The 26509-nt window shown below is 63.5% G+C and carries 32 protein-coding genes; 25 read left to right on the forward strand and 7 right to left on the reverse strand.

What is annotated here, in order from left to right:
* Positions 1-189: 189 nt before the first annotated feature.
* From IVB27_RS31655 to IVB27_RS31690, 8 genes are all read left to right on the forward strand, one after another.
* A complete protein-coding gene (locus IVB27_RS31655; RefSeq protein WP_247446734.1) occupies positions 190-1641 on the forward strand; it encodes a 6-hydroxynicotinate reductase in 1452 nt (483 codons plus the stop codon).
* A complete protein-coding gene (locus tag IVB27_RS31660) occupies positions 1638-2537 on the forward strand; it encodes a UPF0280 family protein (protein WP_247446735.1) in 900 nt (299 codons plus the stop codon). The genes IVB27_RS31655 and IVB27_RS31660 overlap by 4 nt, the downstream gene beginning before the upstream one ends.
* 27 nt (positions 2538-2564) lie before the next feature.
* Positions 2565-3149 carry an amino acid synthesis family protein gene (locus IVB27_RS31665; protein ID WP_247345560.1) on the forward strand — a complete coding sequence of 195 codons (585 nt, stop codon included), beginning with the start codon at positions 2565-2567 and terminating at the stop codon, positions 3147-3149.
* A gap of 80 nt (positions 3150-3229) precedes the next feature.
* Positions 3230-4432, forward strand: a complete 1203-nt coding sequence (locus IVB27_RS31670) for an ABC transporter substrate-binding protein (protein WP_247446736.1) — start codon at positions 3230-3232, stop codon at positions 4430-4432.
* A 151-nt stretch (positions 4433-4583) separates the two neighbouring features.
* The gene (locus IVB27_RS31675; protein WP_247446737.1) at positions 4584-6473 is read left to right on the forward strand and encodes an ABC transporter permease; all 1890 of its coding nucleotides are present in this window, start codon (positions 4584-4586) and stop codon (positions 6471-6473) included.
* The gene (locus IVB27_RS31680; RefSeq protein WP_247446738.1) at positions 6470-7261 is read left to right on the forward strand and encodes an ABC transporter ATP-binding protein; all 792 of its coding nucleotides are present in this window, start codon (positions 6470-6472) and stop codon (positions 7259-7261) included. Before IVB27_RS31675 ends, IVB27_RS31680 begins: the two co-directional genes overlap by 4 nt.
* Positions 7258-7962, forward strand: coding sequence for an ABC transporter ATP-binding protein (locus IVB27_RS31685; RefSeq protein ID WP_247446739.1), 705 nt, complete (start codon positions 7258-7260; stop codon positions 7960-7962). The genes IVB27_RS31680 and IVB27_RS31685 overlap by 4 nt, the downstream gene beginning before the upstream one ends.
* Before the next feature lie 16 nt (positions 7963-7978).
* Positions 7979-8434, forward strand: coding sequence for a MarR family winged helix-turn-helix transcriptional regulator (locus IVB27_RS31690; RefSeq protein ID WP_247345576.1), 456 nt, complete (start codon positions 7979-7981; stop codon positions 8432-8434).
* A gap of 101 nt (positions 8435-8535) precedes the next feature.
* Here the strand turns inward: IVB27_RS31690 and IVB27_RS31695 are convergent, their stop codons facing one another.
* Complete coding sequence (locus IVB27_RS31695; protein ID WP_247446740.1) at positions 8536-8841, reverse strand: hypothetical protein; 306 nt, start codon at positions 8839-8841, stop codon at positions 8536-8538.
* Positions 8842-8883: 42 nt separating this feature from the next.
* The gene (locus IVB27_RS31700; RefSeq protein WP_247446741.1) at positions 8884-10080 is read right to left on the reverse strand and encodes an amidohydrolase family protein; all 1197 of its coding nucleotides are present in this window, start codon (positions 10078-10080) and stop codon (positions 8884-8886) included.
* Positions 10081-10236: 156 nt separating this feature from the next.
* On the opposite strand from IVB27_RS31700, the gene IVB27_RS31705 reads away from it, so the two are divergent.
* The 10 genes from IVB27_RS31705 (at position 10237) to IVB27_RS31750 (ending at position 15148) form a co-directional block, all read left to right on the forward strand.
* Positions 10237-11010: a ferredoxin--NADP reductase gene (locus tag IVB27_RS31705; protein ID WP_247446742.1), complete on the forward strand. Its 774-nt coding sequence runs from the start codon at positions 10237-10239 to the stop codon at positions 11008-11010.
* 106 nt (positions 11011-11116) lie between these two features.
* On the forward strand, positions 11117-11443 hold the full coding sequence (locus IVB27_RS31710) for a hypothetical protein (RefSeq protein WP_247446743.1): 327 nt from the start codon (positions 11117-11119) through the stop codon (positions 11441-11443).
* 104 nt (positions 11444-11547) lie between these two features.
* On the forward strand, positions 11548-12786 hold the full coding sequence (locus IVB27_RS31715; RefSeq protein WP_247446744.1) for a cytochrome P450: 1239 nt from the start codon (positions 11548-11550) through the stop codon (positions 12784-12786).
* Between the two features lie 134 nt (positions 12787-12920).
* A complete protein-coding gene (locus IVB27_RS31720; protein WP_247446745.1) occupies positions 12921-13415 on the forward strand; it encodes a DUF2267 domain-containing protein in 495 nt (164 codons plus the stop codon).
* 74 nt (positions 13416-13489) lie between these two features.
* The gene (locus tag IVB27_RS31725) at positions 13490-13918 is read left to right on the forward strand and encodes a CBS domain-containing protein (RefSeq protein ID WP_247446746.1); all 429 of its coding nucleotides are present in this window, start codon (positions 13490-13492) and stop codon (positions 13916-13918) included.
* 39 nt (positions 13919-13957) lie between these two features.
* A complete protein-coding gene (locus IVB27_RS31730) occupies positions 13958-14143 on the forward strand; it encodes a hypothetical protein (protein ID WP_247446747.1) in 186 nt (61 codons plus the stop codon).
* 14 nt (positions 14144-14157) lie between these two features.
* Positions 14158-14358 carry a hypothetical protein gene (locus IVB27_RS31735; protein WP_247446748.1) on the forward strand — a complete coding sequence of 67 codons (201 nt, stop codon included), beginning with the start codon at positions 14158-14160 and terminating at the stop codon, positions 14356-14358.
* Positions 14359-14360: 2 nt separating this feature from the next.
* Positions 14361-14588, forward strand: a complete 228-nt coding sequence (locus IVB27_RS31740) for a hypothetical protein (RefSeq protein WP_247446749.1) — start codon at positions 14361-14363, stop codon at positions 14586-14588.
* Between the two features lie 17 nt (positions 14589-14605).
* Complete coding sequence (locus IVB27_RS31745) at positions 14606-14869, forward strand: hypothetical protein (protein ID WP_247446750.1); 264 nt, start codon at positions 14606-14608, stop codon at positions 14867-14869.
* Positions 14870-14905: 36 nt separating this feature from the next.
* The gene (locus IVB27_RS31750; RefSeq protein ID WP_247446751.1) at positions 14906-15148 is read left to right on the forward strand and encodes a hypothetical protein; all 243 of its coding nucleotides are present in this window, start codon (positions 14906-14908) and stop codon (positions 15146-15148) included.
* A gap of 39 nt (positions 15149-15187) precedes the next feature.
* Here IVB27_RS31750 and IVB27_RS31755 read toward each other — a convergent pair whose 3' ends face one another.
* The 3 genes from IVB27_RS31755 to IVB27_RS31765 form a co-directional block, all read right to left on the reverse strand.
* Positions 15188-16438 (reverse strand): DUF763 domain-containing protein, encoded by a 1251-nt coding sequence (locus IVB27_RS31755; protein ID WP_247446752.1) that lies wholly within the window; start codon positions 16436-16438, stop codon positions 15188-15190.
* 175 nt (positions 16439-16613) lie between these two features.
* Positions 16614-17330, reverse strand: a complete 717-nt coding sequence (locus IVB27_RS31760) for a transporter substrate-binding domain-containing protein (RefSeq protein ID WP_247446753.1) — start codon at positions 17328-17330, stop codon at positions 16614-16616.
* Between the two features lie 14 nt (positions 17331-17344).
* Entirely contained in the window at positions 17345-18325 is a 981-nt protein-coding gene (locus IVB27_RS31765; RefSeq protein ID WP_247446754.1) for a tripartite tricarboxylate transporter substrate binding protein, read from the reverse strand.
* Positions 18326-18442: 117 nt separating this feature from the next.
* On the opposite strand from IVB27_RS31765, the gene IVB27_RS31770 reads away from it, so the two are divergent.
* From IVB27_RS31770 to IVB27_RS31800, 7 genes are read left to right on the forward strand one after another with little or no spacing between them, the layout of a single operon-like run.
* Complete coding sequence (locus IVB27_RS31770) at positions 18443-19153, forward strand: TetR/AcrR family transcriptional regulator (RefSeq protein ID WP_247446755.1); 711 nt, start codon at positions 18443-18445, stop codon at positions 19151-19153.
* A gap of 29 nt (positions 19154-19182) precedes the next feature.
* On the forward strand, positions 19183-20067 hold the full coding sequence (locus IVB27_RS31775) for an amidohydrolase family protein (RefSeq protein WP_247446999.1): 885 nt from the start codon (positions 19183-19185) through the stop codon (positions 20065-20067).
* Positions 20064-21362 carry a C4-dicarboxylate transporter DctA gene (locus IVB27_RS31780; RefSeq protein WP_247446756.1) on the forward strand — a complete coding sequence of 433 codons (1299 nt, stop codon included), beginning with the start codon at positions 20064-20066 and terminating at the stop codon, positions 21360-21362. Before IVB27_RS31775 ends, IVB27_RS31780 begins: the two co-directional genes overlap by 4 nt.
* A 42-nt stretch (positions 21363-21404) precedes the next feature.
* A complete protein-coding gene (locus IVB27_RS31785; protein WP_247345618.1) occupies positions 21405-22118 on the forward strand; it encodes a PIG-L deacetylase family protein in 714 nt (237 codons plus the stop codon).
* A complete protein-coding gene (locus IVB27_RS31790) occupies positions 22115-22798 on the forward strand; it encodes a 4-carboxy-4-hydroxy-2-oxoadipate aldolase/oxaloacetate decarboxylase (protein WP_247345621.1) in 684 nt (227 codons plus the stop codon). Before IVB27_RS31785 ends, IVB27_RS31790 begins: the two co-directional genes overlap by 4 nt.
* 24 nt (positions 22799-22822) lie before the next feature.
* Positions 22823-23692, forward strand: coding sequence for a substrate-binding domain-containing protein (locus IVB27_RS31795; protein ID WP_247446757.1), 870 nt, complete (start codon positions 22823-22825; stop codon positions 23690-23692).
* The gene (locus IVB27_RS31800) at positions 23692-24615 is read left to right on the forward strand and encodes a DUF1932 domain-containing protein (protein WP_247446758.1); all 924 of its coding nucleotides are present in this window, start codon (positions 23692-23694) and stop codon (positions 24613-24615) included. The genes IVB27_RS31795 and IVB27_RS31800 overlap by 1 nt, the downstream gene beginning before the upstream one ends.
* Before the next feature lie 12 nt (positions 24616-24627).
* Here the strand turns inward: IVB27_RS31800 and IVB27_RS31805 are convergent, their stop codons facing one another.
* Positions 24628-24939, reverse strand: a complete 312-nt coding sequence (locus tag IVB27_RS31805) for a hypothetical protein (RefSeq protein ID WP_247346774.1) — start codon at positions 24937-24939, stop codon at positions 24628-24630.
* A 212-nt stretch (positions 24940-25151) separates the two neighbouring features.
* On the reverse strand, positions 25152-26393 hold the full coding sequence (locus IVB27_RS31810; RefSeq protein WP_247446759.1) for an amidohydrolase family protein: 1242 nt from the start codon (positions 26391-26393) through the stop codon (positions 25152-25154).
* Between the last annotated feature and the right edge of the window lie 116 nt (positions 26394-26509).

The raw sequence follows: 26509 nt of genomic DNA on the forward strand, positions 1-26509 counted from the left end.
ACACAAACGTGCAAGCCGCGCATGCCGCAGTGCAGCGCGAATGCCTTCTTTGTGGACAGTGCGGAGAGGCAAATGAGGTTTTATGCGGCATGCGCATCTTTTGCGCCGCACCGCCGCTTGACAGCCTTCCGGAGCGCGCGCAACATCGTTCGTATACAAATGATAACCGCGACCTCCGCTGGCTTGCACATGGAAACGACGAGCGCTGCCATCGACAAGATCCGCTGCGATGCCTGTCCGGTGATGTGCTACATCAAGCCGGGTGCGGCGGGCGCCTGCGACCGCTACGCCAATCACGACGGCAAGCTCGTCCGCGTCGATCCGCATGTGATCCTGGAGCGCACCGTCTCGCATGGCGGCAAGCTCGTCCCGTTCAGCCGCACCGAGGACTGGGACGGCAGGATTGTCCACGAGCCCTCGACCTTCGTCACCGCGATCGGCGCGGGCACGACCTATCCTGATTACAAGCCGGCGCCGTTCATCGTCTCCGCCGAAGTCGAGGGCGTCGACATGGTGACCGTGGTCACCGAGGGCATCTTCTCCTATTGCGGCATCAAAGTGAAGATCGACACCGACCGCTATCTCGGCCCGGAGACCGCGGCCGTCCGTGCACAAGGCGAGGCAGTCGGCCATGTCACCACCAGCGAATATGGCTCGCAGATGCTGTCGCTCGGCGGCGTGCATCACCTGACCGGCGGCTCCAAAAAGGAAGGCCGCGTCACCTGCGACACGCTGATGGACCTCGCCAATTGCAAGGCGGTCGAGCTCACCATCGACGGCGGCGCGAGCGTGGTGGTGCAGGCCGGCCAGCCGCCGATCGTCAACGGCATGAAAGAAGAGCGCATGCGCGTCGGCTGCGGCTCCGCGACGATCGGCATGTTCGCAAAGCAGTGGCTCGGCAAGGTCGACGAGGTCGTCGTGGTCGATGACCACATCACCGGCGTGCTCAGCGAGCACCAGGCCGGCAAGCTGCTCGATATCGCCGACACCGGCATCAAGATGAAGGGGCGTCGCTCGACGCCCGGCCGCTATTTCCAGGTCGCCGAGCCCGGTACGGGTTGGGGCGGCACCAATATCTCCGACCCGCTCGCGATCCTCGGGCCGTTCGATGCCAAGGAAGCCAAGGCCGGTCTCTCGATGCTGATGGTCTCCACGACCGGCGAGCATTCGTCTTATTACGTGCTCGACGAGGCCCTGAAGCCGGTCGAGACCGAGATGCCTGATGACCTCAAGTTTTCGGTCGAGCGCATCCAGGAGAATTGCGAGCCGGCGTTATGCACGGTGCTGTTTATGGCGGGCGCCGGCGGCTCGCTGCGGGCGGGCGTCACCGATAATCCGGTGCGGCTGACGCGTTCGGTGAAGGACGCGCTGACGCGCGTCACCAGTGGCGGCGCGCCTGTTTATGTCTGGCCCGGAGGCGGCATCACCTACATGGTCGACGTGGCGCAGATGCCGGCGGGGGCATTCGGCTACGTGCCCACACCCGCGCTGGTCGCGCCGATCGAATTCACGATGAAGCTGTCCGATTATGCCGCGCTCGGCGGGCACATGGATTATGTCAAGCCGCTCTCCGAAGTGCAGGGCGGCGACGATGTCCGCCAATTGCCCTGGCAGAACCCGATTCCGGGGCCTCGCGTATGACAAGGCTCCCGCAAATCGCGTTGCTGTCTGATGGCCGGCGGCTGCATTTGCAGGATGGACCGATTGATCTGATCATCGAGGCAAGGGGAGAGCCGGGCGAAGTGCGTGCAGCCTATGAGGCGGCGGCGCGCCGGTTCACCGGGTTGCTCGACGAGCTCTGCGCGGAACTGCCTGAGCTGCGGGCGGCCGCTGAGCCGAAACGGACATCACTGAAGGGCGTTGTGGCGCGCCGCATGCACGCCGCGGTCGCGCCTTATGCCGTTGATGACTTCATTACGCCAATGGCGGCGGTAGCCGGCAGCGTGGCGGAGGAGGTTCTCGGCGCGATGCTCGGCGCGGCGTCGCTTGATCAAGCTTACGTCAATAATGGCGGCGATATTGCTCTCCATCTCGACAAAGGCGAGCATTTCTCGGTCGGCCTGATGGATCGCCCCGATCGCGACGGCGTGATGCGGGCCATGAGGGTCGAGGCGAATGACCTCGTGCGCGGCATCGCCACCAGCGGTCGCCACGGTCGCAGTTTTTCGCTCGGCATCGCCGATGCGGTGACTGTGTTGGCGGGAACGGCGTCGCAGGCCGATGCGGCGGCGACGTTCATCGCCAACGCGGTTGACCTGCCGGGGCATCCCGCCATCATCCGAAAGCCTGCTAGCGAGCTTCAGCCCGATAGCGATCTCGGCGCGCGTCTCGTCACCCGCGATGTCGGTGAACTGTCGCGGGCTGAAATCGCAACGGCGCTCGAATCTGGCGCGGAATGTGCACGGAAATTGTTCGATCGTGGACTGATCGAGGGTGCCGTATTGCAGCTCTGTGGTGATATGCTTGTCATCGGAACGAAAGATATTGAACTGCAACGATCGCGCCCGCTTGAGCTGGAGAACGCGGTTCATGCCTGAACGGGGAAGCGACTTGGGGAAACAATTATGAGCGCGATCATCCGCAAGATCGTCACCGTCGTCGAAGAGACGCAGATGGAGATGGGCCGTCAGGTCTCGCCGCCGACGCGGCGCGCGGCGGCAATCGCCGTGATCGAAAATCCCTTTGCCGGAAAATACGTCGAGGACCTTTCGCCGCTGATCGCGATCGGCGAGGAGCTTGGCGAACTGCTGTCGAAGCGCGCGGTGGCTGCGCTCGGCATCGACGGTTCCAAGGCGCAGAGCTACGGCAAGGCCGCGGCCGTCGGCGAGAACGGCGAGCTGGAGCATGCAGCCGCGATCCTTCACCCGAAGATGGGCGCGCCGGTGCGCAAGGTGCTGAGCAAGGGCGCTGCGCTGATCCCGTCGTCGAAGAAGCGCAGCGGTCCCGGCACGACGCTGGACATTCCGCTGGGCCACAAGGATGCAGCCTTCGTGCGCAGTCATTTTGACGGCATGGAAGTTCAGATCAACGACGCGCCGCGCGCCAACGAGATCATGGTCGCGGTCGCCGTCACCGACAGCGGCCGTCCGCTGCCGCGCGTCGGCGGGCTGACGGTTGCGGAGATCAAGGGCGAAGACGGTTTGAAATAGAACATGATCCGGAGAAGCGGGCACAGGTTCTCCGACAAGATCATGCCGACGACGTAGAGAGTTCAAAACTGGAGGTTGGGATGCGAGCAGGAAACACTTTTGTCGGCGCGGCCTTCGCGCTTCTGGCGGGCGGCATGGCTCATTCGGCCCTGGCGCAAGATATCAAGATCGGCGAGATCAACAGTTATTCGTTGCTGCCGGCGTTCACCGAGCCTTATCGCAAGGGTTGGCAGCTCGCGGTCGAAGAGATCAACGCGGCCGGGGGTATCAACGGCAAGAAGCTGGTCGTCATCTCCAAGGATGACGGCGGCAAGCCGGCGGATGCGCAGACCGCGGCCAACGAGTTGGTGTCGAGCGAGGGCGTGGCGATGCTGACAGGTACGTTCCTGTCGAACATCGGTCTCGCAGTCAGCGACTTCGCCAACCAGAAGAAGGTGTTTTTCCTGGCGGCCGAGCCGCTGACGGACGCCGTCACCTGGTCGAAGGGCAACAAATACACTTTCCGACTGCGCCCTTCCAATTACATGCAGGCGGCAATGCTCGTCGAAGCAGCCAGCAAGCTGCCGGCCAAGCGCTGGGCGACGATCGCGCCGAACTATGAATACGGCCAGTCCGCCGTCGCGGTGTTCAAGAAGCTGATGTCGGAGAAGCGGCCTGACATCCAGTGGGTCGACGAGCAGTGGCCGCCGCAGGGCAAGATCGACGCGGGTCCGGTGGTGCAAGCCGTTGCCGCGGCCAATCCCGAGGCGATCCTCAACGTCACCTTCGGCGCCGATCTCGTGAAGCTCGTGCGCGAAGGTAACACCCGCGGCCTGTTCAAGGGACGCGAGGTCGTCTCGTTCCTCACCGGCGAGCCCGAGTATCTCGATCCGCTCAAGGAGGAGACGCCCGAGGGCTGGATCGTCACGGGCTATCCCTGGTACTCGATCAAGACGCCCGAGCACGACGCGTTCCTTAAGGCCTATCAGGCCAAGTACAACGACTATCCGCGCCTCGGCTCGATTGTCGGTTACCAGACCATCAAGTCGGCAGCGGCGATCCTGGCGAAGGCCGGCTCGACCGATCCGGAGAAGCTGATTGCTGCCGCGGAAGGGCTGTCGATGCCGTCGCCGTTTGGCGAGATCACCTTCCGCAAGATCGATCACCAGTCCACGCTGGGTGCCTATGTCGGCAAGACCGCGCTGAAGGACGGCAAGGGCGTGATGGTGGACTCGTCTTACAAGAAGGGCGGAGACTATCTGCCGAGCGACGCCGAAGTCGGGAAGCTGCGTCCGAAGGATTGATGCAAAGAGAGACCGGGCCTCGTGGTTCGAGACGCGCGGCGCTGCCGCGCTCCTCACCATGAGGATCCCGGGCCTCATCCTGAGGAGGCGCGTAGCGCCGTCTCGAAGGATGAAGCCCGATATCGCGACTTACGCTTAACCCGGACCGCCGATGGCCTTTTATGTCGTACAGTTTCTAACCGGTCTCGCCAGCGCAGCGTCGCTGTTCCTGGTGGCGTCGGGCCTGTCGATCATCTTTGGCGTGACGCGGATCGTGAATTTCGCGCACGGCGCCTTCTACATGATCGGCGCCTATATCGCATTCACGCTCACCGAGCGCCTGTCGGGGACGTTCGGCTTCTGGGGCGGGATTGTCATGGCAGCGCTTGTCGTGGCGGTGATCGGTGTCATTGTCGAGATGGTGCTGCTCCGGCGCATCTATCACGCACCCGAACTGTTCCAGCTGCTCGCGACCTTCGGCCTGACCTTGATGGTCGAGGACCTCGTCGTGCTGATCTGGGGTCCCGATGATCTCGTCGGCCGCCGCGCGCCCGGCTTCAGGGGGGCGATTGATTTCTTCGGCCAGCACATCCCGAGCTATGATTTGTTCCTGATCGTGCTCAGCCCGGTGGTGCTCGGCGTTCTCTGGCTTTTGTTCCAGCGCACACGCTGGGGCGTGCTGGTACGCGCGGCGACGCAGGACCGCGATATGGTCGCAGCGCTCGGCGTCAATCAGAAATGGCTGTTCACGAGCGTGTTTGCAGTCGGCGTTTTCCTCGCTGCGGTGGGTGGTGCGCTCCAGATCCCGCGCGATGCCGTGCATCACGCGATGGATTTGCGCATCATCGTCGAGGTCTTCGTCGTGGTCGTGATCGGCGGTCTCGGCAGCATCATCGGCGCCTTCGTCGCGGCGGTGCTGGTGTCGGAACTCAACGCCTTCGGCATCCTGATCTTTCCAAAAATCTCCATCATTCTGGTCTTCCTAGTGATGGCGGCGGTGCTGATCGTGCGGCCGTGGGGCCTGTTCGGCAAACCGGAGGCCCCCGCGCGCAAGACGCCGGGTCTCACCGTCAATCCCTGGCGGCCGCTGACGTCGAATGAGCGGCTGGCCGCGCTTGCAGCGCTCATCGTGGCGGCAACGCTGCCGTTGTTCGCCGGCAACTACGCGCTCACCGTCGGCTCCGAGATCGCGATCTTCGTGATCTTCGCCGTCAGCCTGCATTTCCTGATGTCGGTCGGCGGGCTCGCGTCCTTTGGCCACGCCGCCTATTTCGGCCTCGGAGCCTATGGCGTGGCCTTTCTCGCCAAGATGGCGGGGCTGCCGATGATCGTGTGCTTGTTGCTCGGGCCGCTGCTGGGCTGCATGGGCGCCGCCGTGTTCGGCTTCTTCGCGGTGCAGCTGTCCGGCGTCTATTTCGCGATGCTCACGCTCGCCTTCGCACAGATCGTGTGGTCGATCGCATTCCAGTGGGTGAGCGTAACAGGCGGCGACAACGGCATTCTGGGCGTCTGGCCGGAAAAATGGGCGGCCAGCCCATCGAACTTCTATTGGTTGTCGCTCGGCGTTGCAGCGCTCGTGACGATCGCGCTACGGGCCATGGTGTTCTCGCCGTTCGGCTATGCCCTCAGGGCGACACGCGATTCGGCGCTGCGCAGCGAGGCCGTCGGCGTCAACGTCAAGCGGATGCAGTGGACGGCGTTCGTGATCGCGGGCACGACTGCCGGAATCGGCGGCGCGTTGTTCGCCTACCTGAAGGGCAGTGTCTTCCCGGACAATCTCGGCATCTCGCTCTCGGTCGATGCGCTGGTCATGGTGCTGCTGGGCGGCGTCGAGACGGTGTCGGGGGGGGTGATCGGCGCCATCGTCTACAAGGCTTTGAACATCTGGCTGATCAGCCAGACCGACCTGTCAAAACTCGTGCTCGGCGGCTTCATCGTTCTGATCGTCGTCGTCTTCCCCAAGGGCATCGTCGGCATGCTGGAGATGCTGGCGCAGCGCCGCGGGAAGACATCGCCACCGGGATCACCCTTGCTGGCCAAGCCGATCGAGTCCGCCGAATGAGTGTCGCCCCCCCACTTCTCGCGGTCGAAGGTCTCACCAAATCCTATGGCGGCGTCCACGCCGTGCGCGGCGTCTCGTTCTCGCTGCGCGCCGGCGAAATTTTGGCGCTGATCGGACCGAACGGCGCCGGCAAGAGCACCTGCTTCGACATGCTCAACGGCCAGAACAGGCCTGATACTGGTCACGTGCGCCTGCTTGGCGAGGACACCACCGGCAGGAAGCCGCGCGAGATCTGGCGGATGGGCGTCGGCCGGACCTTCCAGATCACCGCGACCTTCGCGACCATGACGGTGCGCGAGAACGTGCAGGTCGCACTGATCTCGCACGGAAAACAATTGTTCAATCTCTGGGGATCGGCCCCGGGCTACGGCCGCGGCGAAGCCGGTCGCCTGCTCGAACTGGTCGGCATGGGCGGTTACGCGGATCGTCCCTGTGGCGAGCTGGCCTATGGCGATCTCAAGCGGCTCGAGCTGGCTGTCGCCCTGGCCAACCAGCCGAAGCTGCTGCTGATGGACGAGCCGACCGCCGGCATGGCGCCGCGCGAGCGCGTCGATCTGATGCGGCTGACCGCGCAGATCGCGCGGGAGAAAGCCATCGGCGTGCTCTTCACCGAACACGACATGGACGTGGTGTTCGAACACGCCGACCGCATCATCGTGCTCAATCGCGGCACGCTGATCGCCGAGGGCTCGCCGGCCGAGGTGCGCGGCAATCCGCAGGTGCAGGCGGTCTATCTCGGCGAGGGTCTGCTATACGATGCCGGGCATCGCGAGGGAGCATCAGCATGAAGCTCACGGTGCAGGACCTCAATAGTCATTACGGCCCGGCCCATATCCTGTTCGACATCGGCTTCGAGGTCGGCGAGGGCGAGGTGGTGGCGCTGCTCGGGCGCAACGGGGCCGGCAAGTCGACGACGTTCCGCTCGGTCGTCGGCCTCGTCGCGCAACGTAGCGGACGCATCATGTTCGAAGGCAGAGATGTCTCTGCACGTCCTACGCATGAGATCGTGCGGGATGGGCTTGGCTACGTTCCTGAGGAGCGACGCATCTTCACTGATTTGACGGTGGAAGAGAATCTCGAAGTCGGCCGCCAGCCCAAGCGTCCGAACGCGCCGCACTGGACCCGCGAAAAGTTGTTTTCGCTGTTCCCAAATCTGGGCGAGATGAAAAATCGCCCGGGCGGCCGCATGAGCGGCGGCGAGCAGCAGATGCTCACCATCGCACGCACGCTGATGGGCAATCCGTCGCTGGTGCTGCTCGACGAGCCCTCGGAGGGCCTGTCGCCGAAGATCGTGGAGCAGATGGTCGAGGCCATCCTGACCATGAAGAAGGAGGGCGTCAGTATCGTCGTCTCCGAGCAGAATCTGCATTTCGCGCGGTTGATCTCCGATCGCGCCTATATCATCGAGCGCGGCCGCATCTGTTTCGGGGGCACCATGGCCGAGCTCGACGCGCGTCCGGACATCCGCGACGCGCATCTGTCGTTGTGAGGGGCAAGGGGAGCTGATGGCGAGAAGTGTCGCGGTGAAGAAGGGCGTCAAACCGGCAAAGCCCTCTTACGTGCTCGACGAGCAGGTCGGCTTCATTCTGCGCCAGGTCTGGCAGCGCCACAGCGCGATCTTCTCTCGCGAGATCGGCACCAATATCACGCCGACGCAATGGGCCGCGCTGTCGAAGCTCGTAGAGACCGGACCATGTTCGCAGAACCAGCTCGGACGGCTGACGGCGATGGACGTCGCGACCATCAAGGGCGTGATCGATCGTTTGACGGCGCGCGGATTGACCGAGACGAGCCAGGATCCTGAAGACGGGCGGCGGCTGCTGGTCAGCCTGACGCGCGCCGGGCAGCAACTTGCGGAGAAAGTAGCGCCGAGCGCGCTCGCGATCACGCGGGAGACGCTGGCGCCGCTCGACGCCAAGGAGCGCGAGATGCTGATGTCGCTGTTGAACAGGCTGCGGTGAATTCGGTCTCGTGGGCAAAGGCGCGCTTGCGCCGTGCCCACCACGTCTGCAGATTTCAAGCGTTTAATGGTGGGTACGCTCCGCGTTGCCGACCTACGGCACTAACGCGCCATAAAGCAACCAACGGCATCGCCGTAGACATTGATGTCGATCAGCGAACCATTCTTGCGTAGGAGGAGAAAGTATTCGTCGAGCTTGGAGCTGTACGCCAAACAATAGTTGCGTCCGTCGTCGGCGACGATGACGCAGCGGTCGTTGCCGACGGTGGTCCAATAGGGATTGACCAATGCGGATCGCATCTGACGAAGCTGGTCGGCAATCCACTCAGGGCTCTTTGGATTGCCGATCTCTACGCCAGAGTAGGGGTAGACGTAATTGTTGATTTCGTCAGATACGCTTTGACGCAATTTCCCGAGGTCGATGACGCAATTTCCCGAGGTCGATCGACATTACTTCCCGACCACCTCCGGCACTTTCCCCGCCGGCGGGGTGTTGCGGCTGCGCTGGGTGCGCACGATGCCGTCGATGATGGTCATGCCGATGCCGGGGAGGTCGCCGAGCTGGACGCTGTCCAGAATGTTCTTGCCGGCCGAGTGCTGCGCCTTGTCCATGATGACGAAGTCGGCGGAACGGCCCACTTCGATGAGGCCGCAGTCAAGCTCGCGCATCCGCGCTGTGTTGCCGGTGGCGAGACAAAAGGCGAGCTCGGCCGGCAAATCGCCGAGCGAGGACAGCATCGAGACCATGCGCAGAATGCCAAGCGGCTGCACGCCGGAGCCGGCCGGCGCGTCGGTGCCGAGGATGACGCGGTGCAAATCGTTCATCTCGCGCGCAATGCGCAGCGTGAACAGCGCCGAGCGCTCGTTGCCGTTGTGCACCAGTTCGAGGCCGCGCTTGCAGCCCTCGCAGATGCAACGGATCTGGTCGTCGGGAAGGGCCGTGTGACCGCCATTGATATGGCCGACCACGTCGGTGTCGGCCTCCAGCACCACGTCCTTGTCAATCAGGCCGGAGCCGGGGATCGAGGGGCCGCCGGTGTGGATCGTGCTCTGGATGCCGTATTTGCGGGCCCAGCCGACCATTTTTCGCGCTGTAGGGCCGTCCTTGACGCCGCCCAGGCCCACTTCGCCGAGCAGCTTGACGCCGGCTGCGGCCAATTCCTTGAAGTCCTCCTCGACCATCTCGCATTCGATCACGGGCGCGCCGGCATGAACCTTCACGCCGCCTGGCCGCAGATTCCAGAATGCGCGCTGGGCGAAGATTGCCATCGCCTTGAGGCCGACGACGTCGTGCGGCCGGCCGGGCATATGCACTTCGCCGGCGGAAATCATCGTGGTGACGCCGCCATGCAAATTGCTGTCGATCCAGCCGATCTGGTTCTGGCGGGGCGTCCAGTCGCCTGCAACTGGGTGGACATGGCTGTCGATCAGGCCCGGCGCCACCGTGGTGCCGTTGGCCTCGACGATGGTGGTGGCGCCTTCGGTGTTGAGGTCTTTGAAGCGGCCGATCGCGGTGATCTTGCCGTTCTCGGCGATGATGGTGTCGCCGTCCAGGATCGGCTTTTCCAGCGCGCCGGACAGGATCAGGCCGATATTTCGGATCACGAGCTTCGAGGGTCCGGTGGCCTGGGGTGCGTCATGCGCCATGGAATGGGTCCTTATCCTTAACTGCAACGCTCTCGATCTTGGGCAGCCTTGACCGTGGGATCAAGCCGGATTATTCATTAGTATACAAATGATCGTGTACAAACGACGCATAGCTGACCGCCTTGGAACCGCACGGAAGCGCCACGGAAGGGTGAGATGAGCAATTTCAATCAGGAAAGCGTTTTGAGCGTCCACCACTGGACCGACACGCTGTTCTCTTTCAAGACCACGCGCAGCCCGACCTTCCGCTTCCGCAACGGCGAGTTCACCATGATCGGGCTCAAGATCGGCGAGAAGCCGCTGCTGCGGGCCTACAGCGTCGCCAGCGCCAATTACGAGGACACGCTGGAGTTCTTCTCGATCAAGGTGGCGGACGGCCCGCTCACCTCGCGGCTTCAGCATCTGAAGGAAGGCGACGAGATCATCGTCAGCCGCAAGGCCACCGGCACGCTCGTGATCGACAATCTGGAGGAGGGGCGAAACCTCTATTTGATCGGCACCGGCACGGGGCTTGCGCCGTTCCTGAGCGTGATCAAGGATCCCGAGACCTATGAGCGGTTCGAGAAAGTCGTGCTGCTGCACGGCTGCAGGCACGTGAAGGAGCTCGCCTATGGCGAGATGATCACCAAGACGCTGCCGAACGACGATCTGATCGGCGAGTACATCCGCGCTCAGCTGATTTACTACCCGACCGTGACCCGCGATCCTTTCCGCAACCGCGGCCGCATCACCGACCTCATCACGTCAGGCAAGCTGTTCGCCGATATTGGCCTGCCGGCACTGGAAGCCGCCCACGACCGCGTCATGATCTGCGGCAGCCCGGCGCTGGTGGCGGATACCCGCGTGCTCCTTGGCGAGCGGGGCCTTGTCGAGGGCAATCACGGCGAGCCGGCCCAATTTGTGATCGAAAAGGCCTTCGCCGAGCGCTAGGCCCGGGATTGTCTCGCAATAAGACCGTAGTTCCGCCGTGGGGAGCCCGTTGCGGCGCCGATTCGGCACGCGATACACTGTCGGAACGAATCAGCGGAGTTCCCACATGGTTGCGGACAGCGACAGCAACATCGCCTGGCACCGGGTTCAATTGAAGAAGAATCGCGCCGAGCTGAAGGCGCTCGAGACCGCGCGCTTCACGATGGGCGAGATCGCAGCCTCGAAGCGGAGCGGCCAGACTCAGAAGGCGATTGGGGAACTCAAGCGCAAGATCGCGCAATCCGAGCGCGCGGTCGCCGATCACGACAAGCGCACGCGCCGTCCGCTCACCACCGACCTGCAAAGCCTCAGCAACGGCAGCTGGAGCAATTGGGACGCCTACTCCAATCAGCGGCAGCGCAAGGCTGGGCCGCGTTCGCCGGGGCGAGGGTAGCTCGTTTCTCGACGCCTGCACCGAAGCCGAAGCGGAGGTTCCGTACCCTTGCGCCGGCGGCGTCGTGCACCATCTCGGCGAGAATCAACCGTTCCGGTGATCACATGGCACCACGCCTCGACTTCACCAGCGAGGCCTTCTTTCGCGATCCACCCAGGGCGATCGCAACGTTGCGCATTTCCGGTCCTGTGGTCCCGGCGCGATTTCCTTTCGTCGGCGATGTCTGGATCACCACGACTCACGAGGCCACTGCGCAAGCCCTGAAGGACGGCACCAATTTCACGCTGCGTAAGGAGGACGGCAACTTCGCAGGTTTGCGCTGGTGGATGCCGAACTACGTCAGAACCATCGCCAACAACATGCTGACGATGGACGAGCCGGACCACACAAGGCTGCGCAGCATCGTGGACGAGGCCTTCCGCCGCCGCGCGATCGTCGCGATGAAGCCGCGCATCCGCGCCATCGCGGACGGTCTCGCCGAGGAGCTGTTCTCGGCAGGAAGTCCGGCCGATCTCGTCCAGCGCTATGCCCGCATCCTGCCGCTCGCGGTGATCTCCGAGTTGCTTGGATTGCCTTTGGCCGATCGCCCCAAATTCATCGCGTGGGCCGACGCAATGTCCTCGCTGACGGGTGTCGTCAGCTTCTTCCGTTTGCTGTTCGCGGTCCGCAAGATGCGAGGCTATCTCGAACAGCAGTTGCAGATCGCGCGCGTGGACGGCGGCGAAGGCCTGATCGCAGGGCTGGTACAGGTCGAGCGCGAGGGTGGCCAGATCACGGCCGAAGAAATGGTCTCGATGGTGTTTCTGCTGCTGGCGGCAGGTTCGGAGACCACGACGCACCTCATCAGCGGATCGGTCTACGAACTCCTCAAAAATCCCACTCTGCGCGATTGGCTGGAGGAGGACTGGAGCCGCCTTCCTCTCGCCGTCGAGGAGTTCTTGCGCTTCGTCTCACCGGTACAGTTTTCGAAGCCGCGCTACGTGCGGCGAGACATCGAGCTCGAAAGCGTGCGCCTGAAGAAGGGCGATCGCATCATGGTCATGCTTGCCGCAGCCAACATGGATCCGGCGGAGCACGATCATCCCGAACGGCTCGATCTACAGCGCAAGCCGAACCGCCACATCTCGTTCGGCACCGGAATTCATTTCTGTCTCGGTCACCAACTCGCGCGGATCGAGGTAGCGTGTGCGGTTGAAGCGTTGTTGACGCGCTGGCCGCGGCTCGGCCTCGCAGTCGAGCCGCCGCAAATCCACTGGCGCCGACGACCGGGCATTCGGGCGCTCGACAGACTTCCGGTATTCGACGATGCCGTACCGGCCGCCTCGACGAACGAAGCCGCCTGACGATCCCGGCTCGCTGGGTACAACCAGCCAGTTCCAACATTCGATTTGATCTCAACTTATGTCGTCTCTCGGAACGGCGCGCAGTCGCATCTGTTGTGATCGAAAGCTCAAGAATCCAAGATGGAGGTTCGCAAATGGGTTCCAGCGCCGTTCCCACGTTCGACAAGTCGGCACAAACCACGCATCTCTGGCTCAATGAGATTGGTGAAGAGATAGGGCTCGACGACCAGCAATCATGGCACGTGACGGGTGCCGTGCTGCACGCATTACGCGACCGCCTGCCGATCGAACTCGCCGCGCATCTCGGATCGCAACTGCCGCTGTTGGTCCGCGGCGCGTACTACGATCAGTTCCGGCCATCGGAGCTGCCAAAGCGGGTACGTTCCCTGGACGAATTCCTTCAGATGATCGCTGCGGAACTGACGTTCGGCCGACCGGTCAATACCAAGGACGCGGCGCGTGCGGTTTTCAAGGTTTTGTCGCGGCATTTGAGCCCCGGCCAAGTCGATAAGGTCAGAGAGGCGTTGCCGGAGGAGGTGCGGACGATTTGGAGCGAGCCCGGTACGCAGGACTCGTCGGGTCGCGTCACAGCGGATACGTCCGGACGGTCGAAGCGTACGTCGCACTAGGCCGGAAAGAAACCTTCTGCGCGATATCTGCGTTAGCCAGTCAAACCTCCTGAGGTCAACTGAGGAGCACAGCCATGCAAGTTCACGAGATCATGACGCCATCCGTGCACATTGCCGATCCCAACATGACCATCCGGGAAGCCGCGCGCTGGATGCGTGCCGACGATGTCGGTGCATTGCCGGTGGGTGAGAACGATCGCCTCGTCGGCGTGGTCACCGATAGAGATATTGTGATGCGTGCCGTCGCCGAGGAGCGATCGCCGGGCAACACCTCGGTTCGAGAGGTGATGTCCGACGGCGTCTGCTACTGCTTCGAGGATGATGACGTAGAAGGTGCCTCGCAAGTGATGGCGACACATCAGGTCCGGCGCCTGCCGGTGCTTAACCGGCAGAAGCGCCTCGTCGGCGTTGTCGCCCTTGCCGACATCAGCAGGGCGGACGATGAGTGCGCCCAGGACGCGCTGAAGGATATCTCCGCACCTGCGGACGGGGAGTGGCAGTAGCGCGCTCGTTGTACGACGTCACCTGCGAAAGGAACCGATATGACCGGCAAGATGCCACCCGTCCCACACGCGAACCAGAGCCCGAAGGGAACCGGCGATTCCAAGCGGACGTCCGCGGACCGGAAGCCGCGTGGCCAGCAACGCGCGCAGGATCCCGATCAGCAGGGACAACAGGGCAACATCAAGCAGAACACGACCAATCAAGGCTACCAGCAAGATCGTTGAGGAGGCGACAACCGATGTCGACATCCACCAAGACACCGAACAGCATCCGTCAGGGCGGACCCGGCGCATCGCATGAGAACGCGAAGACACCGCTTGAGGTGAAGAAGTCGCCCGCGGACGATTCACAGCGAAACCACAGCCGAATTTCGGGTGGCGGGGGCGAACACGACTCCCATCATACGCACGATACGGCCGGCAAGAGCGGAGGAAGGTAATCATGAGCAGCAAGCAGCCAAAGCTTTACACGCCCACCGGCAAGGATATTCGCGACAATCCGCTGATCGGTGGATCGAAAGGGGCCACCATGGCGGGCGCGTCGCCCGACGACATCGAGGATGCTCTCGGTGAGAATACGGTCGAAGGCGACGTCGAAAACGACGTGAATGTCGCCGGGGGTATTGACAAGGACGTCGCGCGCAGCGGTTCGCCTCGAAGAGGCCGGTGAACCACCGGGAGACTGACATGCAAGGCAAAAAGACCCACGAGCAGCAGGTGCGTATCCTCGAGCGCAAACCCGATGTGCCTGATGGCCGAGAACTGGATCAGGCCTTGGGCCGCATTGTCGAGGACACCGCCGTTCGTCGCGCGAAGCCCGAGGCGCGACACAGTGAATTTCCGGTGAGCCGCGGCGGTCTCAACCAGGAGAGCGACCACAACAAGCACAACCACGCTGGCCAGAGCGGCCACAAGCCGCCGAAACCATCGCCGGCGCAACAGAAGCACTGAACTTTCAGGGGGCGCTCACTGCAAGAGGAGAGATCGATGCCAGGTGGGCACGGCAGCAAGGCGCATTTCAGATCGGGCATGCACGGCAAGGGTGACGGCACCGGAGCCATGGCCGACATTCCCAAGGACAAGATCGGCGACAACATGGTCCTGTCCAACCGCGATAAGGCCCAGCATTCCGACATTCGCGGTATGGATGGCAAGTCAATCCAGACTGAGCAGTATCAGGATCATGCCGCCAACCGGCTCGACCAGGAGCCGGAGGTCGACGAGACCTGAGAGGGGCGTTCCTCCCCGCTAAACTTGCGGACCGGTTTTTCAACCGGTCCGTTTTTTTGTCGATGCCAGGTCGCGTTCCCAGCCGAACACGGAACGGCCGTCGAGATCGGGCGAGGCCGCACGCTCTCCGGCGATATAGGCTTCGACGGATGGCCCGCTTGCGGTGCGCTCCAGCCGCCGCGCTTGGTCGTCGAGGCGCTTGATCGCCTGCATCTCTTCCTCGCGTCCGAGCTTTGCGTTCTGGATCGCACCTTTCAGCACGCGAATGGTCTCGTCGTAGACCTTGATCGGGACAGGGTAGGGATGCCGGTCCTTGCCGCCATGGGCGAGCGAGAAGCGCGCAGGGTCGTTGAAGCGATAAGGCGCGCCGTGCACCACCTCGGCCACCATCGCCAGCGAGCGCACGGTACGCGCACCGACGCCGGGCGTCAGCAGCAGCTCCGGAAAATCGACCGGGCCGCGCTCGGCGGCGGCTGCGAGTGTGCCGTGCAGGCGGCGCGCGAACACGTCCTTCGGCCGTACGTCGTGGTGGGCTGGCATGATCAGGTGCGGCAGCATCGCCTGCGCGGGCTCGGACCCAGTCCCGGTGAGTCGCTCGAATTCGCAGACGATGCGATCCGGGCCGAGATCGCTCAGGAGTTCGAGCTGCGCAGTGCGCGAGACATCGGCGCGATGGTCGGTGAGATTAACGATCTCGCCTTGCAGCGGCCCGTCGATCGCGCTGTGCGGCGTGTCGACAAAACTCTTCAACGCCTCGGAATGCCAGTGATAGCGGCGGGCCTGCCGCTTGTCGCCGTTCATGCCCTGCTGCACCACGGTCCATTTGGCATCGGCGGTGACGAAGAAGCCGTGCAGATAAAGGTCGAATCCGTCCTGGACCGCGGCGCTGTCAACCTTCGCCACGAGGCGACTCGCACGCGTGAGTTTCGCGCCGTCGAAGCCGACGCGGTCGCCGAGCTGCAACAGCTCGTCCGGCGTCTTGCGCGAATGCTGGCCGCGACCGCCGCAGACATAGATGCCGAGCTCGTCCTGAAGCGGTCCGAGCCCGTGCTTCAACGCGCCGATCACCGAGGTCGTGATGCCCGAGGAGTGCCAGTCCATTCCCATCACGGCGCCGAACGACTGGAACCAGAACGGATGCGAGAGCCGCTGGAGGAATGCGTCACGGCCATAATGATGCACGATCGCCTGAGTCACGATCGCGCCCAGTGAGGCCATGCGGCTCGCAAGCCACGGCGGAACCCGTCCGTTGTGAAGAGGAAGATCAGCGCTGCCGGTACGTCGAGTCATGATTGCCTAGAAATAGCGCAGTTCGGTGATGATTGCACCTAACCCGACTTCGCGCGCGAACACGCGCTAAGGGGATGTTGCATTGCATTGAGCTATTGGCGCGTGGCCTTCGTGGCGCCGCGCAAGCCTGCCTGCTGCTGAATCGTGTCGAGCGCGCCGGACGACTGCTCGTCCGTCACGAAGCGGTTGAGCAGAGGCAGCGCCTCCTCGCGTCCTTTGGGGATCGCGATGGCCATATGCTCGGTGCCCCAATTGCCGTCGAGGATTTTCGCACCCGGATCTGGTCGGACAACTCGAACAGCGTGGGCTTGTTGGTGGCGTAGAGATCGATCTCGCCGCGGCCGAACATGGCGATGGCAACCTTGACGCTTTCAGCGGCAACGATGGTCGCGTTCTTGAATTTCGCCGGCAGCGTGCGCTCGGCGGTCGAGCCTTTGGTGACGCCGATCTTCACGCCTGTCTTGTCGATATCCTCGACCGTGCCGATCGGCGAGTTCGCCGGCACCAAGAAACCGAGCTCGATCGCCAGCACGGGCTGGCTGAAGCTGACCTCGTTGGCGCGGGCCGGCGTGGCATTGGTCACGGTGAAGTCGACCTGGCCGTCATGGATCGCGGTGACGATGTCGGCAACGCGCTGGAACCTGACATAGTCGATAGGAACGCCGAGCCGTTTTGCCAGCTTGCCGCCGAGATCGTAGGCGAGGCCGTGCGACGTGCCGGCCGCGTCTGTTACCATCGAGGTTGGGCTGCCCGGATAGATGCCGACGCGCAACGTTCCGCTTGGCGCCAGTAGTTTTGCTTCACCGTCGGCGTGCGCAGGCGCACCGAGCAGGCTGATGATAGTAACCGCGAGCAAGGCTGAGCAGGCAAGGTGTCCGGACGAGGTCCTCATGTGATGAGCCCGCCTCACTGCGCGCGAATGTCGGCGGCCTTCAGCACCGGCTCCCATTTGGTTGCCTCGGCGTGCATGTAGGCGTCGAAATCCTTGGACGAGGAGCCGACCGGGGCAGCGCCGATCTTGCCGAGCGTCGACAGCACGTTCGCATCCTGCAGCGCCGCGTTCAGATCGGTCTCGAGCTTCGCCACGATCTCCGGCGGCATTTTTGCCGGGCCAAGAACGCCCCACCAGACCGAAACATCGTAACCGGATACGCCGGACTCGGCGACAGTCGGAACATTGGGGAGCGCCTTGGAGCGTTCCGCCGAGGTCACCGCGAGCGCGCGCACCGGGCCGCCTTCGATCTGAGCGATGGCTTCCGCAAGCGGATTGATACTGAGCGGGATGTCGCCGGCGATCACTGCGGTCAGCGCGGGCGCGCCGCCCTTGTAGGGGATCGCGACGATCTTGGTGCCGGACATGTGTTTCAACAGCTCACCGGCGAGATGCGCCGAGGTGCCGTTGCCGGACATGCCGTAGGAGAGCTTGTCCGGCTCCTTCTTCGCCGCAGCGAGCAGATCACCGAGCGTCTTGTAGGGGCTGTCCTTGGCGACGACGATCGCGAGCGGCGAGGAGGCGACCTCGGTGATCGCGGTGAAGTCCCTGAACGTGTCGTAAGGCACGCTCGGATAGATGAACTGGTTGAGCGGATGACCACTCGCGACCAGGATCAGCGTGTAGCCGTCAGGCGCGGCCTGCGTCAGTGCCTGCGAGGCGACGATGCCGCCGGCGCCGGGGCGATTGTCGACCACAGGCTGTTGGCCCCAGGTCTTCGCCAGCGCCTGGCTCAGCGTGCGCGCGAGCACGTCGACCGCGCCGCCGGCCGCGTAAGGGACGAGGATGTGAACCGGCTTGCTCGGATAATTGTCAGCCGCCTGCGCGGCGCCGCCCGCCAGCAGCAGACCGGCACCCAGAATCAAGCCGCCGATCTTCTTGTTCAAACCCAGCATTTTCCAGCACTCCATTGCGGGCGTTCGCGCGCTGACCGTCGCTCTTTCGAGCCGTCCGGACGCCGCCCATGGTTCTTGTTGACGAGACCTGATCTTTTGTACGATAGTACAAATCACATGGTACGCAAGCCCACCAGCAAGGAAACGGCCCGCAAGCCGAACATGCGCGAGGCGATCCTCGCCGCGGCCGAGGAGCTGTTCGCCACCAACGGCTTCAATGCCGTATCGGTGCGCGATATCGCACAGGCCGCCGGCGCCAATCCCGGCAGCGTCACCTATCATTTCAAGACCAAGGACGGCCTGCTGCTGGAGATCTACCGGCGCCATTGCGGGCCGATGAATTTGCGTCGTTCCGAGCTGCTCGCAGCCGCCAGGCGCGTGCGCGATCTCCAGGATCGGCTGGAAGCGGTGGTGCGGGCCTATGTCGCGCCGGCCTTCACCTCGGGCAGCGATCTCGCCGGGGGCGGGGCGCGGTTCACGCGGCTTCGCGCGGTGATGTCTGCGGAGGGCAACGAGGTCACGCGCAAAATCATCGCGCAGACTTTCGACGACACCAGCCACGCCTTCATCGATGCGATCCATGACAGCCTGCCGCACGTTCCGCGCACCGACATCGTCTGGCGCAGTCACTTCCTGCTGGGCGCGCTCTATTACTCGCTGGTGACGCCGGATCGCGTCTCGCGCCTGTCGCGCGGCGAGGCCGACGGCAACGATGCCGCCAGCGCCATCGAGCAATTGGTGCAGGCCACGGTGGCCGCGTTCCAGGCGCCGGCGCTCGATCAGGCCGCGCCGGCACGGCGACGACCGGTCGTCAGCAGCAAGACTTGAAGACGCGGTCTCGTTCGGCGGTTTATCTGATGGCAATGATGTACACGCCGACCATTTCGCCGCCCGACCCGAACACGCGCACGCCGAAGTTCAAGCTGCCGAAGCTGTCTTGCGACGCACATTGCCACATCTTCGGTCCCGGCGCGAAGTACCCTTACGCGCCGGACCGCTCCTACACGCCGCCGGATGCGCCGATCGAGGATTTCCGCGCGCTGCATGCTCAGCTCGGCGTTGAGCGTGCCGTCATCGTCAATGCCAGTGTGCACGGCACCGACAACACGGTGGCGCTCGATGCCATCGCGCAGAGTAACGGCGCCTATCGCGCGGTCGCCAATATCGACGACACCATCACCGAGCGCGGGCTTCACGTGCTGCACGAGGGCGGCTTCCGCGGCTGCCGCTTCAATTTCGTCCGCCATCTCGGCGGCGTTCCCGACAAGAGCCTGTTCAATCGGGTCATCGCGATGGTCTCGCCGCTCGGCTGGCACATCGACCTGCATTTCGACGCGATCGACCTGCCCGAATATGCCGACATGCTGGCGAAGCTGCCGCTCAGCTACACCATCGACCATATGGGACGGGTGAAGGCATCGGAAGGGCTCGATCAGCTGCCGTTCAAGATCCTGATCGAGCTGATGCAGCGCGACGAGAAGTGCTGGGTCAAGATCTGCGGCTCGGAGCGGGTGTCCTCCAGCGGTCCGCCGTTCACCGACGCCGTGCCGTTCGCGCGAAAGATCGTCGAGACGGCGCCCGACCGCGTCATCTGGGGCACCGATTGGCCACATCCCAATGTCAAGGCGATGCCGAATGACGGGGATCTCGTCGATTTGATCCCGCTGTTCGCGCCGGAGCCGGAGTATCAGCAGAAGATCCTCGTCGACAATCCGGCGCGCCTGTTCGGGTTCGACCAATGACGGCGCTAGCGATCGACAAGCCGCGCGGCCGCGCCTGGTGGAAGGAGCTCTGGATCCAGGTGCTCATCGCCATGGCGGCCGGCATTGCGCTAGGGATCGTCAATCCCGAGGCGGGCGCCAAGATGCAGCCGCTTGGGGACGCCTTCATCAAGGCGATCCGCATGCTGATCGCGCCGATCATCTTCTGCACCGTCGTCCATGGCGTCGCGCATATGGCCGACATGGCCCGTGTCGGGCGCGTCGCCGTCAAGGCGATCGTCTATTTCGAGGTCATGACCACGATCGCGCTGATCATCGGCCTCGTGGCGGTCAACCTGCTCAAGCCCGGCGTCGGCATGAACATCGATCCCGCCAGCATCAATGCCAGCGCGATCGAGCCCTATGTCAAGCAGACCGCCGTGATCGGCTTCGTGCCGTTCCTGATCAACATCGTGCCGGCGACCTTCATCGGCGCCTTTGCCGAGGGCAACATCCTCCAGGTTCTGTTCATCTCGGTGCTATCAGGCTTTGCGCTGGTGCAGCTCGGCGAGCGGGCCGCGCCGCTGGTCAATCTGATCGACATCGCTGCCAAGATGGTGTTCGCCGTCGTCGGTTTCGTAATGTGGGCGGCCCCGATCGGTGCGTTCGGCGCCATTGCCTTTACGGTCGGCAAGTTCGGCGTCGGCTCGCTGGCATCCCTCGGCAAGCTGCTGGGCGGCTTTTATTTCACCTGCGTGATCTTCATCATCGTGGCGCTCGGCCCGGTTGCGCGTCTCTGCGGCTTCTCGCTCCTCAAGCTGATCCGCTACATCTGGGAAGAGTTGCTGATCTGCATCGCCACGACATCGTCCGAGACGGTGCTGCCACGGATGCTGACCAAACTGGAGAAGGCCGGCTGCGAGAAGAGCGTGGTCGGGCTCGTGATCCCGACCGGCTATTCCTTCAATCTCGACGGCACCTGCCTCTATCTCGCCGCCGCCTCGGTGTTCCTGGCGCAGGCAACCAACACGCCGCTCGGGCTCGCCGAGCAGATCGAGCTGCTCTTGATCCTGCTCGTGACCTCCAAGGGCGCGGCGGGAATCGCGGGCGCCGCCTTTGTCGTGCTGGCGGCGACCCTGTCGGCTACCGGCAGCATTCCCGTGACGAGCGTCGCGCTGGTGCTCGGCATCCATCGCCTGATGTCGCAGGGGCTGACGCCGACCAATCTGATCGGGAACGCAGTCGCGACCATCGCGATTGCCAAATGGGAAAGCGCGCTCGATGGCGAACGCCTGAAGCGCGTGCTCGACGGTGAGGAACCCGCCGCCGCTGCTTGATGAACTGATGACGCTTACGAACAAAAGAGGGGAGTTTGTCCCATGAAAACAGGTCTCGTGATCACCGCCCATCCGGGCGATTTCGTCTGGCGCGCCGGTGGCGCCATCGCGCTGCATGCGAAGAAGGGCTTTCGCATGAAGATCGTCTGCATGTCCTTTGGCGAGCGCGGTGAGAGCCAGTTCGCCTGGAAGGAAAAAGGCGCGACGCTGGAGTCGGTCAAGGCGGGCCGCAAGGACGAGGCGGAGCGGGCCGCAAAGCTGCTCGGCGCCGAGATCGAGTTCTTCGATTGCGGCGACTATCCGCTGAAGCTCAACGAAGCGCATTTCGACCGCATGGTCGACATCTACCGCGAACTCAATCCCAGTTTCGTGCTGACGCACGCGTTGGAAGACCCCTATAATTTCGACCATCCGAACGCGGCGCATTTTGCGCAGGAAACCCGCGTGGTCGCGCAGGCCATGGGCCACAAGCCCGGCGCGCAGTACCAATACTCCGCGCCGCCGGTGTTCCTGTTCGAGCCGCACCAGCCGGAGCAGTGCAATTACAAACCGGACCTGCTCCTCAAGATCGACGAGGTCTGGAAGGAGAAGTACGAGGCATTCCAGATCCTCGCCGCGCAAAAACATCTCTGGGGCTATTACGAGCGCGTCGCGCTTAACCGCGGCATCCAGGGCAGCCGCAACACCGGTGTGCCGATGACCTATGGCGAGGCCTATCAGCGCCTGTTTCCGACGGTTGCGGAGGTGCTGGCATGAAGCCGGTCGTCGTTCGCAACATCAAGCGGGCCGATCCCGCAGGGATGGCGGAGTATGGCGTCTCGACCGTGCACGAGGCTTACGGCCGCGTCGGGCTGATGAAGCCTTATCTGCGGCCGGTGTGGCCGGGCGCTTCGATTGCCGGTCCCGCGGTCACCGTGCTGGCGCAGCCCGGCGACAATTGGATGATCCATGTCGCGGTCGAGCAGTGCAAAACGGGCGACATCCTCGTCGTCGGCTGCACCACGGACAACACCGACGGCATGTTCGGCGAGCTGCTCGCGACGTCGCTTCAGGCACGCGGCGTGCAGGGGCTGATCATCGATGCCGGTTGCCGCGACGTCAAAGCGCTGCACGAGATGAATTTTCCGGTGTGGTCGCGCGCGGTTTCGGCCAAGGGGACGGTGAAAGCGACGCTCGGCTCGGTCAACGTCCCCGTAGTCTGCGCCGGCGTCAACGTCGATCCTGGCGACATCATCGTGGCCGATGACGACGGCGTCGTCGCGGTGCCGAAGCGCTATGCGGCCGAGGTCGCCGAGAAGGCGAAGAAGCGCAATGCGGACGAGGGCGGCAAGCGCACGCGGCTCGGCTCGGGCGAACTCGGGCTCGATATGTACAGCATGCGCGAGGCCTTGGCGAAGGCGGGGCTCGTCTATGTCGACAATCCCGAGGACGTCTAAAGCGAAGAGAAGCGGAGTGCGCTGATGGATCGTCTCAAGCTGAAGGCCGTGCTGGGCAGTCATCTCCATGTCCGGTCGGTGAAGAGCGGCGAGCTCCGCTCCGACCGCTTCGATCTCGATTTCATCGAGTACACGCCGACCAACACCGCATTCAAGCCGATGGTGCGCGAGCAGGCTTTTGACGTCTGCGAGATGGCAATCGTCACCTATCTGATGGCGAAGGCGCATGGCAAGCCGCTGGTGCTGCTGCCGGCCACCATGCTCGGTCGCTTCCAGCATTCCTACGCGCTCTATAATCCTGCGCATGGAACGCTCGGCCCGTCCGATCTCGAAGGCAAGCGCGTCGGCATCCGCTCGTTCACGACCACGACCGGCGCCTGGATCAGGGGCATCCTCGCCAACGATTGCGGCGTCGATCTCGACAACATCCGCTGGGTGACCTTCGAGGATCCGCACGTCGCCGAATATGTCGACACCACCGAGCGCGCACCGAAGGACAAGAAGATCCTGCAGATGCTGCTCGACGGTGAGCTCGACGCCATCCTCGGCGAGGCTTCGAATGATCCCAAGCTGAAGACGCTGTTCCCCGATCCGGCCGCGGAAGCCGCCAAATGGCACGCGCGTCGCGGCGTCGTGCCGGTCAATCATCTCGTGGTCGTGACCGAGCAGCTCGCGAAATCGCACCCTGATGTGGTCGCGGGCGTCTATGATCTCCTCAAGCAGAACAAGGAACAGATCGGCACGGCGGCAACACCTGATCTCGTGCCATTCGGGTTCGAGGCGAACAGAAAGCCGCTGCAGCTGATCGTCGACTACGCGTTCCAGCAGTCGCTGATCCCGCGCCGATATGCGGTCGAGGATCTCTTCGACGAGACGACGCGAGGACTGAACTGATGGCGGGTGATCCTAGGCTCTGGCAGATCGGGCTGGTCGGCTATGGCGAGGTCGGCAGGATTTTGGCCGAGGATCTGCGCCAGCAGGGCATCAAGGTCTCAGCCTATGACATCAAGCTCGGGGGCGAGCAGGGCGCGTCCCTGAAAGAGCATGCGGTGAAATTCGGTGTCGGGCTGGTCGCTTCTCACGCCGAGCTGACCGCGAAATCCGATTTCCTCATCTCTGCCGTCACGGCGAGTCAGGCCGTGCCCGTGGCGCAAGCCTGCGCCGCCGCGATCAATCAGGGCACCTGGTTTCTCGATTTCAATTCGGCGTCTCCCGGCGCCAAGCAGCGTGCCGCGGCGCTGATCGACGGCGCGGACGGGCGGTATGTCGAGGGTGCCGTGATGACCTCGGTGCCGCCTTATAGGATCAAGGTGCCGCTGCTGCTCGGCGGTCCCGGCGCCAGGGAGCTGGAGCCGCTTTTGAACGCGATCGGTTTTGCGGCCAAGGTTGCGAGCGACAAGCTCGGTGTTTCCTCGGCGGTCAAGATGTGCCGCAGCATCATGATCAAGGGCCTTGAGTCCATGGTGATCGAAAGCTTCACCACCGCACGCGCCTATGGCGTCGAGGATGCGGTGCTGGCTTCACTGGCGGAAACCTTCCCCACGATCAGTTGGGAAAAGCAGGGTGCTTATTTCTTCCAGCGCGTGATCGAGCATGGCCGCCGCCGCGCCGAGGAAGTGCGCGAGGTCGCAGAGACCGTGCGCGAGGCGGGGCTGACGCCGTGGTCCGCGCAGGGCACCGCCGAGCGTCAGGGCTGGGTCGCCGATCTCGCCGACGAAGGGGTGTTCGGACCTAAGGGAACGAAAGAATTCGCCCGCAGCGCCGACTGGCGCAGCGAAGCGGACAGAATCCTGGCGAAGATCAATCGCGAGAAATAAAGCGGTTGCTGCTCAGGATTTTGCCGTGCGACAGCCGGTGAACTCGTCGCGGGCGCGTTCGATCAGCGCCATCAGGTTCTCGGCCTTGCGGGCCAGCCGATCGGTCGCGACTTCAGTGCGGAATTCTGCGCGGATCGACCGAATGCACTTGTCGGCGATATCGAGCGTGAGGAGCGTGCGCGTCAGGTCATCCTGGGTCCGGACGCCGGCCAGATCGAGGTCCGACAGGACATGCCCGATGCCGTCGAGCCGCTTCACCGCAGCCTCGCTGGGCGTTCTCGCTCGAATGGTGTGAGTGTCGATACTGCTGAATGCGCTGAACATGTCGATGCTTCCCCGTTGAATGCAGACATCAGTGCAGGTCCTGCAATGACCGGCGCCGCGGGATTTGCAATGCGGGCAGCTATCGGGAATCAGCAAGAATCTGCTATCCGGGAATCTACCGGATTCGGAATTTTGGAACGATCGGCGGTAACATCGAACGGAAGTTGTGGTCGATCAGCCGCGCTTCAATGCAGATATGCATCGAGGGCGGATCAGGAACCGGGGCGGAACACAGTGGGCCGCTGCCGCGCAAACGTTTGCCGGCCGTCCTTGAAGCCCATTACGATATCCGGCAACTCCGCGATGGCGAAGCGGCTGTCTTGCGTATCGAGCACGACGAGATCCGCGGGGTTTCCGACCTTGATGCCGTAATCCCCAAGGTTCATCAGCCGCGCCGGCAGCTCGGTCACGAGATCGAGGCAGGTGTCGAAGTCGTTGACCGAGGCATGCGCGACATTGGCGTAGAAATTCGCCATTCGCAGCAGTGAGGCGTCGCCGAACGGCGTGAAGGGATTGAGCACGTTGTTGGTTGCGACCGAGCACAGCACGCCTTCGCGGGCGAGCTTGTGGGCGAGCGTCAGCCCGCGCGGCGCGTTGTGGGTCGTTTCGCGCCCCATCAGATAGAGATCGGTTGCCGGCAGCACGGTGACGGCAACGCCGGCTTGCGCCAGTTTCGCTGTGGCGGCCTTTAGCCGCTCCGGTGGCAGTGCGGAGAGTTTCGTCGCATGGCCGATCGCCACGCGCCCGCCGTAGTTGCGCCGCTCGGTCTGCCGGCAGACCTCGTCGAGATGCCACCAGGAGGGATCGAGATCGAAATCGAGATGGAGATCGACGTCGACGTCGAACTCTTCGGCAAGATCGAAGATGCATGCGAGGTGCGCGTTCGGGTCGGTGTCCGTGTAGGGGCAGCCACCGATCACCTCGCCGGCGTCGCGGAGCGCCTGGATCAGCAGCCCTTCGCTGCCGGGATCGTTGGTGAGGCCTTCCTGCGGAAACACACAGAGCGACAGGTCGATTGCCCAGGCATAGTCGCGCTTGAGCGACTTGACCGCCTCGAAGCCGCGCAAGCCGATGCGCGGATCGATCTCGACATGGGTTCGCATGCGCGTCGTGCCGTGCACGATGGCGCGTTCCAGCACCCTGGCGCCGCGTGCATAAACGTCCTCGACCGTAAAGTCCTTCTTCATCCCGGCAACGGCGCGGATCGCTTGCGAGACGCCGTCGTGATTATGATCGCAGCGGTCGAGCAGGCAGGCCTTGTCGAGATGGATGTGGCTGTCGACGAAGCCGGGCAGGGCGAGGCGCCCGGCGACATCGACCTCGATGGCCTCGCAGGCGAGTGTCGGTTCGATGGCGGTGATGCGGCCGCGCGTGACGCCGATGTCCACGGGGCTGGCAGCACCGCGCAACACGGCGTTGCGAAAAATCAGGTCAAATGCTGATTGCGTGGTCATGGCTTCTTGCGGAAGGAATTCAGAGCAATCGGCCGGGATCGGCGGCTCCGGACTGTCGGCAGTGTAGCGAGGGAAATGTTCAAAATATATGCACGTGTTCCCCGGGAGCGGGGTTA

This window comes from Bradyrhizobium sp. 197, from assembly GCF_023073375.1.
GTDB lineage: Bacteria > Pseudomonadota > Alphaproteobacteria > Rhizobiales > Xanthobacteraceae > Bradyrhizobium.